Genomic DNA, 14,188 nt, shown 5'->3' with positions numbered 1-14,188 from the left:
TTATTAGTCACACTATTTTTATACTTAATATTAAGGAGTTATAAAATGGATAGAAGAGATTTTTTAAATGGAGTAGCATTAACTATTATGGCTGGAATGACTCCATTAGATTTGCTTTTAGCTGGTGAAATAAAAGATCAAAGAAGTATAAAAGATGCAATAGATTTAAAAGAGTATTATCCTCCAAAATGGCAAGGATTAAGAGGAAGTACAGATGAAGCATATGAGTTTGCTCATATGTTGAGAGATGGTCAAAAATTTGATTATAGTAGTGTAAAAAAAGTAGAGAGTTATGATTTAGTTATTGTAGGAGCTGGACTTAGTGGATTAGCTGCAGCTTGTTTTTATCAAGAAAAGTTTGGAAGAGATAAAAAAATTTTAATTCTTGATAACCATGATGATTTTGGAGGGCATGCCCGAAGAAATGAGATAGAATTTGAAGGTGGAATGATTTTAGGATATGGGGGAAGTGAAAGTTTTCAATCACCAAAGCACTTATATTCAGAAAATGTAATAAAACTTCTTAATTCTTTAAATATAGACATAGATAAATTAGCACAAAAATTTAATGTAAATTTTTATCCTGATTTGGGTCTTAGTAGAGGTGTATATTTTTCAAAAGATATATTCGGTGAAAAAAAGATAGTAAATGGAAATCCAGGACAGGTTGTTTGTGATGATATTCCAAAAGATAGATTAAATGGTAAACCACTTAAAGATTTTATAAATGAGTTTCCATTATCACAAAAAGATAAAAATGATTTAATTGAACTTTTTGAAAATCCGAAAGATTATTTAGAAAATATGAATAAAGAGGATAAAGAAGAATATCTTAATAAAACAAATTATAAATCTTTTTTAAGAGAAAAAGTTAAATTATCAGATGAAGCTATAAAATATTTTGAAGGTTCAACAGATGATTTCTTAGCTCTAGGTATAGATGCAACTTCTTGTAGTGATGCTAGAATGTGTTATTTACCAGGATTTGATAATATGGGATTAGATCCAATAGAGGGGGATGATTTAGCTGAAATGGAAGAACCATATATTTATCATTTCCCTGATGGAAATTCTAGTGTAGCAAGATTAATGGTAAAAAAACTAATCCCAAATATTGCTGCTGGTGGAATGTCTGATATGAATAGTATTATAAATACTAAATTTGATTATTCAAAATTAGATATTGATTCAAATAATGTAAGATTAAGATTGAGAAGTACTGTTATAAATGTTGAAAATACACAAAAAGGTGCAAAAGTTATTTATATGAATGCTGTAGATCAGAAGATGTACCGAGTAGATTCAAAAAATGTTATTATGGCAAATTATAATAGTATGATTCCATATATCATCCCAACACTACCTACAGAACAAAAAGATGCTTTATCTCAAAATGTTAAAACATCTTTAATTCATACAAAAGTTATTATAAAAAATTGGCAAACTTTTAAGAAATTAGGAATTCATGAGTTTTATTCACCAAAGATGCCTTATGCTAGAGTTAAACTTGATTATCCAGTAGATATTGGGGTATATAGACATCCAAGAGATCCAAATAAACCAATTTGTTTGCATATGTCTTGTTCTCCTTTAGTTTTTGCAGCACAAGATGGATTGGATTTTGAAGGAATGGATGCTAGATCAATAGCTAGAGTAGGTAGAAGTAAATTATATACTATGAGTTTTGAAGAACATGAAAAAATTATAAGAAAACAACTTCAAGATATGTTAGGAGATAGTGGATTTAATCACGAAAAAGATATTTTAGGAATAGTATTAAACAGATGGGGACATTGTTATGCTTATTCAGAAAATTCTTTATTTGATGATGAAGAAGAAAGTGAAAAAATTATTAAAAAGGCTAGAAAGCCTTTTGGAAATATAACTATTGCAAATTCAGATTCAGATTGGCAAGCTTATATGCATGCAGCAATAGACCAAGCTCATAGAGCTGTTAATGAAATAAAAGACTAAATTAAATAATGATATAATATTTAATTATAAAATATAAGGTTTTAAATAATTGAGAATTGCAATTTTTGGTGGCAGTTTTGACCCCGTTCATATAGCACATAAAACTATCGTTGAAGTTGCATTGAAAAAGTTGGATATTGATAAACTAATAGTTGTTCCAACATATTTGAATCCTTTTAAAAGTAGTTTTTATTTAGAACCTAAAATTAGGTTTGAATTATTAAAAAAGGTTTTTGCAGATTTTACGAAGGTAGAAATTTGTGACTATGAAATAAAAAGAGATAAAGTAAGTTATACTTATGATACAGTTAACTATATAAAATCTTTATATAAACCTTCAAAAATATATTTTATAATTGGTGAAGATAATGTAAGAAATCTTCATAAATGGTATAAAATAGAAGAGTTAAAAAGAGAGTTAGAGTTTGTTGTTGTTACAAGAGTTGGATTTAATCAAAATATAGAAGATTTTAAAATTTTAGATATAAATATTGATATTAGTTCAACAAATTTAAGAGAGCAAATTGATTTAAATTTTGTTCCAGAAGTAATACAAGAAGATATATTAAATTTACAAAAAGGTAGAAAAATTGAGTAGTAGAGTAGAAAATATTAAAAATATTTTAGATGATAAAAAAGCAGTCGATATTGAAGTTTTTGATTTAACTGACAAAGAATATTTAGTTGATTATGTTGTTATTGCAACAACACTAAATCCAAGACATGGATCTGCACTTTTGGATAATTTAAAAACAGAGTTAAAACCAAAAGGTGAAGAGTTTTTAAGAGTTGATGAAGATGAAAATTGGACAGTTGTTGATATGGGGGATATTTTTATTCATTTAATGAGTGAAAAATATAGAGAAAAATATAATATAGAAGACTTTTTAAAAGATTTTCAAAAACCTAAAAATTAAGAAAAATAAAGAAGGATAAACTATTTTATCCTTCTTTATTTTAATCAGAACCCATCTGTTAAATCATACTGATAAAAAATAGTAGCTTTAAAATTCCTCCTATAATTAGAAAAAGGTGAATTGTTACTATATTTAAAATTCCAAATACTTTTAAAAGCTAAATTATTATTTAATTCTATAGGATAAAAATTACCACCTGCACCAGAATACCAAGTATAATTTTGATTTGAAGATAAATAATGAATTGCTCTGGCACCTGCGCATTAGTATTATCACTTGATGTATAAATATAGTCTTTATAATAATATCTGTTCTCTCTTAAATTGATAGAAATAGTAGATGATTCAACATATCTTTGATTATAAATATCCTGACTCCCAAGATTTGATGCTGTTCCAGTAAAAAAATATGTGCCACTAGAAGATTTTATTCTCTCATCAATTCCTATAGAAAAAATTGCTATTCCATTTGGATTTGTCCTACTCACTTTTATAAAAAATGTTTCTTCATTTGTTTTTTCATCTAATTTATCATAAATAAATGGATAATTGGTATTTGAATCCTTGATATCTGATTTTAGACCTGTTTTTTCAACTCTATCATATCTAATTAATTGAATACTAAAACCGCTATTTAAATATTCTGGGTTAAATCCTAATTTAATAAATACTTTATCATTTTTATTTATTGTAAATTTGTAATAAGCATCTGTTACTCCATCTTTCATTAATGTTGTTCCAGAAGGATTCATAAACCAATATCCAAATGGATAAGCAGTATCAAAAGTTGTATTATTTTCAATTACACCATAAGCTTTGTTGTAATTAAAAAAACAAATAAAATAGCCAAAATAGATTTTTGAAAACATTTTAATTTAAACATAATAACTTCTTATATATGATTATTCTTATTATAATCTTAAACATAATAATCATATAATATTATTTTAAGAAATATTGGGGGATTTATGAAAATAAATACAAATCAAATACAACAATTTAGTTCATTAAATAGTGGAATAAAAGTATCTCAAAATGATGTACAACAAATTAAGAACTCAGAATCTATATCTTTAAATATCAACAAAAATACACTAAATACTTTAGATAAACTATCATCTTTGGAAGAAACTACATTTATAAAAGCTTATGACAATAGTTATATACATCCAGAAAAAAAAGCTACAAATATAGTATTAGAAGAGCATTATAAAAAAACAAATGAAGATAACAAAAAATTCTCAAATCCAAAAGAACATATATGGAATAAATATAATAATCCAAAATATGAATATTATGCAAAACATATGAATACGATAGAAAAGGAAATTGCTTATAAACAAGAAACAAACTATTTGGATGGAAAAAATGTTACCTACTCTTTAAAAGATTATGTTATTAAAGATATGAAATCAATAAATGCAATGGTAGATCAAGCAAGAAAAAAAGAGTTTGATCGAGATAGAGTAAATGATCAATTTCAAAATTTACTAAATAGATATGGTATAGAAATTCCAAAAGATGTTAATATAAATTTTACTATTGAGCCTTACAATTATAAAGTAAGTGTTAGTGGTTTAGATGATATAAATTTAACTAATCTAATAGAAGATACACTTAATACAGCTAATAATTCAAAAGAGTTATTTTTTCATATTTATCAAAGTTATTCTCCATATAAAAATGAACAGTTAAATAATGAAAACTTTGATAAGCAGTCAGTTTTTCATGAAGTTAAAAAAATAACATCTTATGATTTAAGAGATTTAGAAAATTCGAATGGAAAGTTTTTAACTCCTGAGGGGATAGATGTTTTTGAAATATATAAGCAAGGAATATTCAGTGATAATAGTATTCCTGATGAGCATAAAGGACTTGTAATAGACTTCTTTGGAGATAAATTATCAAATCTAGCAAAAAATGGATTTGATAGTGTTTCTGATATGATACTTTCAATTGATTATAAAAATGGAAGTTTTTATGATATAGGGCAAGAAGAAAATTTTGGTTTAGAAAAAAGAGATTGGATAGATAATTTGGAAACTTCAACAACACAAACTTACAAAGAAATACATAAAACAGATGAACTATCAGAAAAAAAAGACAAAGAAAAAAGAGAAGCTGATTTATTTGCTTTGAAACATAATCTTGAAATTGAAGAATTTATGAAAAATGATACTAAAAAATATGTAAATAACTTTGATTTTTTAAAATCACTTCTTATGCAAAGATATTTTTTAGGAAAAGATGATGAATTTACATATAAAATATTTGAACTTTTAGAAAAATATAAAGAGATAAAAAAATAAAAAAACAAAAAAGATTACATAATCTCTTTTGCTTTTATTCCAAGTAGTTCCAATCCTACATTTAGGCTTAGTTTTGCCATACTTAAAACTTTTAAGTATGTTTTTTCATCATCGCTTCCTATGATTTTGTGTTCATTGTAAAATTTATGTACACTTGAAGCTAAGTTGTATAGATATTCAGTAATTTTTTGTATATCTCTTTTATTAAAACTTTCAACTAAAATCGATTGTAAAAGTAGGGCTTCATACACTAAATTCAAAGCATCATTATTTAAGTTTTCAAAACTTATATTTTTTATATCATCACTTGAGATACCAGATTTTACAAAAACTTGGTTTATTCTTGCATGTGCATAGTTTATATAAAAAATTGGATTTGATGAATCTTGATTTTTTAACATATCAATATCAAACTCTAAGTGAGTATCACTTTTTTTAGTTAAAAATACAAATCTTAAAGCATCACTACCAATTTCTTCAAGTACATCTGACATAAGGATCACATTTCCTGCTCTTTTACTCATCTTATAAGGTTCACCACCTTTTAAAAGTTGTACCATTTGAGATAAAATAACTTCTAATTTTGAAGAGTCATTCCCTAAAAATTCAATAGCAGCTTTTACTCTTGTGATATATCCGTGGTGATCAGCGCCCCAAATATTTATATATTTATCAAAATTTCTATCAAATTTATTTTTATGGTATATTATATCTCCTGCAAGATATGTAGGAATTCCATTTTCTCTTACAACAACTCTATCACTATCATCACCATATTTTGTTGATTGAAGATATACTTTTTCATCTTTTGTATATAAAGAACCATTTTTCTCTAAAACATCTTTTGTATTATCCCAAGAGCTATATAAAGATTTTTCAGATACAAAATTTTCAAATTCAACACCTAAATCTTTTAAGTCTTTAATAATTATTTGCATTACAATATCTTTAGCAAATATTGCTAATTCTTTAAATCTACTTTTATCATAGATAATATCTTTTCCAAATTTCTCGATAATTTGGTGTGCAATATCAACTAAGTATTCTCCTCGGTAGTAGCTTTCAGGGTATTCTACAGTTTCTTTAAAGATAAAATCTCTTGCTGCTAAACTTACTGAAATCCCAAGTAAGTCCATTTGTGCTCCAGCATCATTTATATAATATTCCGTTGTAATATCATATCCTAAATATTTTCCAACTCTAGCTAAAGAATCACCAAATATAGCTCCTCTTGCATGTCCTATATGTAATGGTCCAGTTGGATTTGCTGAAACATATTCAAGCAATATTTTTTCATTCTTTTTATCTTCTTTTGCAAAAGAACTACCATCTTTTAATGCAATATCAACTAAAGATTGTAAAAACTTTGTTGATAGTGTAAAGTTAATAAAACCTTTTACAGATTCAATTTTTTCAAATAAATCTTTATTTTCAAGTTTTACAACTATCTCATCAGCAATTTGCATAGGAGATTTTTTTAACTCTTTAGCTAAACTAAAAGCTATAGGAGTTGCATAATGCCCTAAAGAAATATCTTTTGGCTTTTCTAAAACAATATTTGTTTGTAAAATATTTTCTATATACTCTTTTACTAAATTTTGCAATGTTGTTCTCTTACGCTTCTTTAGATTCTGGTTTAGCTTCTGTTGAAGTTGGTTTCACTTCAGCTTTTTTCTCAACTTCATCTACTTTTGTAGCTGTAGCAACTTCATCGTCATCTTCTTTTACAGCTTTCTTAAAGTTTTTAATTCCACTACCTAAACCTTTAGCTAGTTCTGGTATTTTTTTACCACCAAATAAAATTAGTACTATTAAAACAATTACTAACAATTGCATTCCACTTGGCATACCCATAATTTATCCTTTATTTTTGATATAGCAAATATTATAACTTCATATTGCTTAAAAAATTTTCTATTTAAAGATTATTTGTGCTAATTTAACACCTATAAAAACAGCAAAAATTGAACCAAATAAATTACTTAAAATATTTAATATTGCAAGGTTCAATGAAGTTTGATATAGTAGATAATTATCTAATGCAAATGTGGAAAAAGTTGTCAAACCACCTAGAAAACCAGTTATTAGAAGAAATCTGATATTGTCTGAAACAATGTAAGATGAGAAATATATGTACAAAAATCCAATTATTAATGAACCAAATAAATTTACAATTAAAATTCCTAGAGGAAAATCAACGGGATAATACTTTTGTTGAAAAAATACTGTAAAATATCTCAAAATAGAGCCTAATGCTCCACCAACTCCAACGGCAAGGATGATTTGATAATTAGGAAACATAGTTTTTATACTCTTTTTCAAAAACTTCTCTCATTTTAACTTCAGTATCTTCATACCAAGAGCTATCTTTACTAGCAATAACTGGATCTAAATATATAACTTTTACAACTCCTGGAGATGCTTCCATTTTTTGAGAGTTTATAATGTTTCTAGTATTAAACATAACGACTGGTTGAACTTTTAAATTATATTTATTTCCAACCATTTTTGCTCCAGCTTTGAATTCTCCCATAAAAGTTCCATCACTTCTTGTCCCTTCAGGAAACATAGCTATAGGTCGTCCTTTTTCTAATCTATCTTTTACTTCACTTAAAAGATGTATAAGTCCAGCTTTGTTTTCTCTATCAACACTTATCATTTTAGGTGCTTTAATTATATGTCCAAAAAAGAATAAATCTGTAATCTCTTTTTTAGCAACCCATGCAATGTGTCTACTATGAATATGTTCCATTACTATAATATCTAGCATAGATTGATGATTTATAATTATTAAATCACAACTCTCATCTAGTGTGCCTTCTTGTACTAGTTTGATTCCTAAGAAAAACATTTGAACTTTCATCCAAATCTTAATTACTTTATGTGTGTGATTTCTAAGAATATACATAAATAATACAACAATAGCAACACTTATAGAAAATTGAATAAAAACAATTAAACCTCTAATTTTTTTCAAAACTATCCTCCTTTATCCAACCAATAAAGCCATTTTCAGTACATAAAACTTTTATAAAATGCTCTTTTTTCTCTAAAATTTCTACTTTCATATCATTATCTGCTTTAAAAAAAACAGTTGAATTTTTTGTTGGCAAAATATATACAAGAGAATCTTTTTTTATCATACCAACTTGATTTGGTAAATTATAAAGAACAGCAAAAATTAATGAAATTAAAGTAAGAATTAATAAAATTTTCCATCTCTTCCAAATAAATAAAATTAGGAAAATTACAAAAACAACAATTGCTGCTATTTTTTTATATTTTTCAAAAGTTGAATCATTTGGATTTAAATCAGTTTGTGTACTTACTAATTCATTCTGTAAAACAAGTGGTATTTTTATTTCTTTAAAGCTATTTGAAACAGAGTTAAAATATGTGAAAACCAAATTCTTTTGATAAATTGGAGTTACGAAATAATAAACAAGATTTTCTATGTTTTCCCATTCCTTTAAACTTGAAACTCCTTGTTCTTCAATATTATTTAAAGAAAAATCAGCTAAATTGGAGTTAATTGCATCAATATCAATAATTGTAAGAGCATCATTATTGTTATATTGTCTTGTTTTATATGCTTTTACAATAATATTTTCAGCGATTATATTTGCATATCTTTCATCACTTTTTCCAATATTTGAAAATTTAATAGTTGGAACTTCTAATGCACTTGAATCAATAGTATCATCTAAGTTTAGTAAACTAACATTAAATGTAGGCAATGAAAATTTTGGAGATTTAACTTTAAAATAGTAGCTATTTGTATATCTATCATTTGAAATTGCTTTCCATTTTGAATCTGGATTTAAAATTTCAATATTTGAAGAGTTAGAAAAATTTGTTTTCAAATCAGTAAAATTATTTGTAGTTACTAATGCTTCAATTTTTATTTCAAATTTCTGATTTTTATGTATATTAGTTGGAATTTTTGTGTAAGATAAATATAAATTTTTTGCTCCAAATAAATTTATAGCAAAGATAGAAAAAACTGTTAGGAGTAAAAGTATTTTTTTCATAATTGATTAAAATAGAGAAATTACTCTATTTTAAAAAGCCTTTCAGCATATTTACACCATCTGTTGAACCTAAAATTTCTTCAATAGCTCTTTCAGGGTGTGGCATAAGTCCAAAAATATTTCTCTCTTTATTACAAATTCCAGCAATATTTGAAACAGAACCATTCATATTTACTAAATTCCCATTTTTATCACAATATTTTAATAAAATTTGATTATTCTTTTCTAACTCTTTTAATCCAACTTCATCAATATAATAGTTTCCATCATGATGTGCAACAGGTATATTTACAACATCATTTACATTTAACAATTTTAAAAATGTATTATTATTGTCTATTACTTTTAAATTATGATGTTTAGAGATAAAATGTAAAGTATCATTTCTTTTCATTGCTCCAGGTAATAATCCAGCTTCAAGTAATATTTGAAAACCATTACAAATTCCTAAAACTTTTCCACCATTTTGTGCAAATTTTTTAACATCTTCCATAATATTTGCAAATCTAGCAATTGCTCCACTTCTTAAATAGTCACCATAAGAAAAACCACCTGGAACTACTACTAAGTCAATATTTTCTGGAAGTTTTGTCTCTTTATGCCAAATAACAAAAACTTCACAACCTAATTTCTCAAAAGCGTATTTTGCATCGAATTCACAGTTTGTTCCTGGAAATTGTAGAACTGCTACTTTCATAATTAACCTACTATTTCGATTGTGTAATCTTCAATTACAGTATTTGCTAAAAGTTTTTCACACATTTGTGTAACTTCCTCTTTAGCTTTTTCTTTATCTGTTGAATTTAATTCAATAATAATTTGTTTTCCTACTCTAACATCATTTATTAATTCTTTAAAACCTAATGTTCCTAAAGCGTGATTAATAGCTTTTCCTTGATCGTCTAAAACACCTTTTTTTAAACCTACATTTACTATTGCTTTCATTCTTTTATTACCTTTTGTCTTGTTTTTTTGGATTATATCTAATTTTTTATTTGCTTAATCTTTCTAAAATAGTGTTATAACCATTTAAGATTTTATCTTTTATCTCTTTTGGTACATTAACTTGAAGTTTCTCTCCAATTTTTAAAGATTTTGATTGCTCTTTCCAATTACTTGCTTTTCCAAAATCTCTTAAAATTTGTTTATCCATAGAAGTAAAGTTATTTTCTTCAAAATCTTCTCTAGCAATAAATCTTGAACTTTCAGGAGTTAGGACTTCATCTCCTAAAACCCATTCTCCTTTATCATTTACAAAGATTTCAAATTTTGTATCAACTACAACTATTCCACGTTCATAAGCAAATTTAGTAAAATTTTGGAATAGTTTTTCTAAACTTGAGATTATTTCAGGGAAAGTATCTTTTACTTTTTGTGAATTTAATGGAATATCTTTTAATCCCTTTGTAGTTGGAGTAAATAATGGAGTTTCAAATTTATGCCATTGTTTTAAATTTGATGGTAAATTTAATCCATAAGGGTCTATTCCATTTTGACAAGCATCATATAAAGAACCAGTTAGGTAATTTCTAAATATTAATTCAAATTGTACAACTTCTCCATCAATATTTGCTTCTAAAGGTTTACAAAGTTCCATCATCTGACATCTTGGGTAAATTTGTAGAGTTTTATCAACGTTTTGAGATAAAATTGCAGTTTTTATACCAGATTTTTTTGCAAATTCTGCTCCAAAATTTGAAATTGAAGTTTGAATTATACCTTTTCCTTCAATTTCTAAATTTAAAGGTATATCAAAAACAGAAGTTCTATCACTTCTTACAAGTAAAACTTTTGCTTCATTAGTAGGGCAAGTGTATAAATCTGCGTTTTTACCTATATAAAATAGATTATAACCAATATTTTCTAGTTCATCTATCCCTTTTTTAGTTGTTGTTTTTTTTGATTCTGGCCAAAGACCAAGTTTTTTAATAATTTCAATTTCCATTAAACTTCCTATTTATTCATTATAATTAAACTTTTTAAAATTGCTAAAGATGTATTTAATTGATTGTCTTCAAGTAAATCTTCTTTTGAAATAGTCGTTTTACTTTCATCTTTTATAGATTTTTCTTCTTTTTTGATATCTTCATCAACTTTTTCAAGTTCACCTTCAAGATGTTTTTTCAAATCTGCTTCTTTAATTCTTAAAGAGTTATCATCATTTTGTACTACTTTTCCAGAACTTACTATAATATCAGGAGTTACTCCTAGTGCTTGAATAGTTCTTCCACTTGGTAAGTAGTATTTTGCAATAGTTAATTTTATATTTTCTGTTTTATCATTGTCTATTGGTAATACTGCTTGAACTGAACCTTTTCCAAAAGTTTTTTCTCCAACTACAACTGCTCTTTTGTGATCTTGTAGAGAACCACTTACAATTTCTGAAGCAGAAGCAGAACCTTCATTTACTAAAACAACTAAAGGTAAATCTGTTTTTGTTCCAAATTTTGAAGCTTCAAATTTTTCTTCATCAGAGGCATCTCTTCCTTTTTGAGAAACAATTACTCCACTTTTTACAAACATATCAACAACACCAATAGCTTGATTTAATAAACCACCAGGATTATTTCTTAAATCTAAAATAATTCCTTTTGCATTTTTATTTTCTTTTATTGCTTTTTCTAATTCTGTTGAAACTTTTGTATCAAAGCTAGAAATTCTAAGATATAAGATATCTTCACTTTCTATTTTTTTAGCAAAAACTGATTGAACTTTTATAATATCTCTTTGAAGTTTAAATTCAAGTGGTTTTAATTCACCTTTTCTTACAACAGTTATAGTGATATCAGTTTTTGGTTCACCTCTCATCATATTTACTGCTTCATCTAAAGTCATCCCAATAGTTGAAGTATCATTTATTTTTAAAATGATATCAAGTGATTTAATTCCTGCTTTAAATGCTGGTGTATCATCTATTGGAGATATAACAGTTAATGCCCCATCTCTCATTCCAACAGTTATTCCTAAACCTCCAAATTCTCCAGAAGTAGCAATACTCATCTCTTTTGATGCTTTTTTATCTAAATAGCTTGAGTGGGCATCTAGTTCTTGCATTAACCCTTTTAATGCTTTGTCAATGATCTCTTGTAATTTGATGTCATCAACATAATATTTCTCAACAGTACCAATAACCTTTGTTAATTTTGATAAAGATTCAAATCTTGTTTGTTCAGTTTCCTTCTTTTGAGTATCTTTTGCAAATATATTTTGTGATAGCACAAGTGCAATAGTAGAAGCTATTAATAGTTTATTCATTGTACAATAATCCTTAAAATTTATAGGTGACAATTATACAAAAAAGATTATAAAAGTAATATTTTATTAAAAATTTTGTAATATATCAACTACTTTTAAAAAAGGTTAGACAAATGAGTATAAAAGATGATGTAAATTACATCAAAAATGAACTGAGTAATGAAGAGAAATTTTTAGAGAGTTTTGTAAAAACTGAAAGATTTTTAAAAAAATACAAGATTGTTATTTTGGCTTTAGTTATAATTCTTGTAGTTGGAACTATTGGATATTTTGTAAAAAATAGTATTGATAAGGCAAACTTGTATGATGCAAATGTTGCTTTAAATAGTTATTTAGAAAGTGGTGATAAAGAAGCTTTAGATATTTTAAAAGAAAAAAATAAGAATCTTTATGAAGTTGCTTTATATTTAGAAGCTAAAAAAGAGCTAAAAAGTGCTGATATATCTTTAAAATATTTAAAAGATATACTTGATTATCAAGTTGCAGTTTTAAATTCGAGTGAAACTGATTTAAATTTATTATCAAAAAAAGGTGATTTTTTATTAAAAGACTATGCTATTTTTAATAGAGCACTTATTTTAGTAAATAATGAAAAATATTCAGAAGCAAAAGAATTATTAAATCAAATATCACCAGAATCAAGAGCAGCTGAATTATCTAATCTTTTAAAACATTATCTAGTTACAAAATAAGGAATAAAAATGAAATCTATTATATTTTCAATTCTTGCAGTTGCTCTTTTTACAGCTTGTTCTGGTAAAAAATATTATGAACCAGAAAATACAAGTGATAATATAGAGTTAAATAAAAAATCTATGTCTTCTTCTATCAAATCTATGAATAGAGTTGGTGCTACACTTAACGATAATCAAGTTGTAACAAAACAAGGTGTATCTCAAAACAAACTTCCAGAAGGATTTGAATTTATAAATTTTAGTGAAGAAGGTGAAATAATTGCTACAAACTATATTGATAAAATCTTAATTGGTGATCAAGAAAGAAGTGTGAGTGATGTAGTTGTTGGAGCTTCTAAAAGAGGTGATAGATTAGCATTATTATACTCAAATAATACAGTTGAACTTATAGATGATAATTCATCGAAAACATTATTTAAAGAGTATTCAACACTTTCTTTAGCAAATGATACAAGAATTGCTAATCCAGTTTTTATGGGAAGTTTGGTTCTTTTTCCAACTTTGAATGGTAAAGTTATTATTGTATCTTTGGTTACAAATGAAGCTGTTAGAAATATAGCTGTTGATCCAGATGGTGAATTTAATAATATTATAAATTTAGAAGTAGAAAGAGATAGTGAAACATTAATTATTGCAAGTCCAAATAAACTAGTATCTGTTTCAGCAAGAGAAGTTTCAAGTAAAGATTATGAATTAAGAGATGTTATTGTAAAAAATGGATATGTGTACATTGCAACTGTTGATGGACATATTATTAAACTTAATACTAGACTAGAAGAACTTGAAAAAAGAAAATACAAATATGCAAAATTTCATGCTTTAGCATATAGTGATTCATTATATGCAGTTGAATCTCAAGGCTTTTTAATAAATATTAATGATGATTTTACAAGTGATACAGTTTATGAGTTTAGCTTTGATAATGAGAAAAGACTTATTGCAATAGATAATAAAATATATTTTAACTCAGATTATATAACTCTTCCTTAATTTTAATAGAGGGAATTC

At 25.8% G+C, this 14,188-nt stretch carries 16 protein-coding genes; 6 read left to right on the top strand and 10 right to left on the bottom strand.

What is annotated here, in order from left to right; all coding sequences use genetic code 11:
• Nucleotides 1-45: 45 nt before the first annotated feature.
• From ALANTH_RS10330 to rsfS, 3 genes are read left to right on the top strand one after another with little or no spacing between them, the layout of a single operon-like run.
• A complete protein-coding gene (locus ALANTH_RS10330) occupies nucleotides 46-1,974 on the top strand; it encodes a flavin monoamine oxidase family protein (RefSeq protein WP_026808391.1) in 1,929 nt (642 codons plus the stop codon).
• Between the two features lie 49 nt (nucleotides 1,975-2,023).
• Entirely contained in the window at nucleotides 2,024-2,572 is a 549-nt protein-coding gene (gene nadD / locus ALANTH_RS10325; protein ID WP_026804128.1) for a nicotinate (nicotinamide) nucleotide adenylyltransferase, read from the top strand.
• Nucleotides 2,565-2,891, top strand: a complete 327-nt coding sequence (rsfS, locus tag ALANTH_RS10320; protein WP_026804127.1) for a ribosome silencing factor — start codon at nucleotides 2,565-2,567, stop codon at nucleotides 2,889-2,891. Before nadD ends, rsfS begins: the two co-directional genes overlap by 8 nt.
• A gap of 175 nt (nucleotides 2,892-3,066) precedes the next feature.
• Here the strand turns inward: rsfS and ALANTH_RS10315 are convergent, their stop codons facing one another.
• Complete coding sequence (locus ALANTH_RS10315; protein WP_026808392.1) at nucleotides 3,067-3,759, bottom strand: hypothetical protein; 693 nt, start codon at nucleotides 3,757-3,759, stop codon at nucleotides 3,067-3,069.
• A gap of 99 nt (nucleotides 3,760-3,858) precedes the next feature.
• Here ALANTH_RS10315 and ALANTH_RS10310 point away from each other — a divergent pair, with 99 nt between their 5' ends.
• A complete protein-coding gene (locus ALANTH_RS10310; RefSeq protein ID WP_026808393.1) occupies nucleotides 3,859-5,199 on the top strand; it encodes a DUF4885 family protein in 1,341 nt (446 codons plus the stop codon).
• A 14-nt stretch (nucleotides 5,200-5,213) separates the two neighbouring features.
• Here ALANTH_RS10310 and argS read toward each other — a convergent pair whose 3' ends face one another.
• From argS to ALANTH_RS10265, 9 genes are read right to left on the bottom strand one after another with little or no spacing between them, the layout of a single operon-like run.
• Nucleotides 5,214-6,803: an arginine--tRNA ligase gene (argS, locus tag ALANTH_RS10305; protein ID WP_026808394.1), complete on the bottom strand. Its 1,590-nt coding sequence runs from the start codon at nucleotides 6,801-6,803 to the stop codon at nucleotides 5,214-5,216.
• Between the two features lie 10 nt (nucleotides 6,804-6,813).
• Nucleotides 6,814-7,053: a twin-arginine translocase TatA/TatE family subunit gene (locus tag ALANTH_RS10300; protein ID WP_026808395.1), complete on the bottom strand. Its 240-nt coding sequence runs from the start codon at nucleotides 7,051-7,053 to the stop codon at nucleotides 6,814-6,816.
• A 60-nt stretch (nucleotides 7,054-7,113) separates the two neighbouring features.
• Entirely contained in the window at nucleotides 7,114-7,500 is a 387-nt protein-coding gene (crcB, locus tag ALANTH_RS10295) for a fluoride efflux transporter CrcB (protein WP_026804123.1), read from the bottom strand.
• Complete coding sequence (locus tag ALANTH_RS10290; RefSeq protein ID WP_026804122.1) at nucleotides 7,490-8,176, bottom strand: lysophospholipid acyltransferase family protein; 687 nt, start codon at nucleotides 8,174-8,176, stop codon at nucleotides 7,490-7,492. The genes crcB and ALANTH_RS10290 overlap by 11 nt, the downstream gene beginning before the upstream one ends.
• Entirely contained in the window at nucleotides 8,163-9,230 is a 1,068-nt protein-coding gene (locus ALANTH_RS10285; RefSeq protein ID WP_026804121.1) for a hypothetical protein, read from the bottom strand. Before ALANTH_RS10285 ends, ALANTH_RS10290 begins: the two co-directional genes overlap by 14 nt.
• Before the next feature lie 25 nt (nucleotides 9,231-9,255).
• Entirely contained in the window at nucleotides 9,256-9,927 is a 672-nt protein-coding gene (purQ, locus tag ALANTH_RS10280) for a phosphoribosylformylglycinamidine synthase subunit PurQ (RefSeq protein WP_026808396.1), read from the bottom strand.
• A gap of 2 nt (nucleotides 9,928-9,929) precedes the next feature.
• Nucleotides 9,930-10,175, bottom strand: a complete 246-nt coding sequence (gene purS, locus ALANTH_RS10275) for a phosphoribosylformylglycinamidine synthase subunit PurS (protein ID WP_026804119.1) — start codon at nucleotides 10,173-10,175, stop codon at nucleotides 9,930-9,932.
• A gap of 46 nt (nucleotides 10,176-10,221) precedes the next feature.
• Nucleotides 10,222-11,175: a phosphoribosylaminoimidazolesuccinocarboxamide synthase gene (locus ALANTH_RS10270; RefSeq protein WP_026808397.1), complete on the bottom strand. Its 954-nt coding sequence runs from the start codon at nucleotides 11,173-11,175 to the stop codon at nucleotides 10,222-10,224.
• 8 nt (nucleotides 11,176-11,183) lie between these two features.
• Nucleotides 11,184-12,485: a S41 family peptidase gene (locus ALANTH_RS10265; RefSeq protein ID WP_026804117.1), complete on the bottom strand. Its 1,302-nt coding sequence runs from the start codon at nucleotides 12,483-12,485 to the stop codon at nucleotides 11,184-11,186.
• Between the two features lie 113 nt (nucleotides 12,486-12,598).
• On the opposite strand from ALANTH_RS10265, the gene ALANTH_RS10260 reads away from it, so the two are divergent.
• Nucleotides 12,599-13,177, top strand: a complete 579-nt coding sequence (locus tag ALANTH_RS10260) for a hypothetical protein (protein WP_026808398.1) — start codon at nucleotides 12,599-12,601, stop codon at nucleotides 13,175-13,177.
• A 9-nt stretch (nucleotides 13,178-13,186) separates the two neighbouring features.
• Nucleotides 13,187-14,170, top strand: a complete 984-nt coding sequence (locus tag ALANTH_RS10255; RefSeq protein WP_026804115.1) for a hypothetical protein — start codon at nucleotides 13,187-13,189, stop codon at nucleotides 14,168-14,170.
• The last annotated feature ends 18 nt before the right edge of the window (nucleotides 14,171-14,188 follow it).

The organism is Aliarcobacter lanthieri, from assembly GCF_013201625.1.
GTDB classification, from domain to species: domain Bacteria; phylum Campylobacterota; class Campylobacteria; order Campylobacterales; family Arcobacteraceae; genus Aliarcobacter; species Aliarcobacter lanthieri.
Note: the sequence above shows the minus strand (reverse complement) of the source record. Positions and strands in the feature narration are given on the sequence as shown.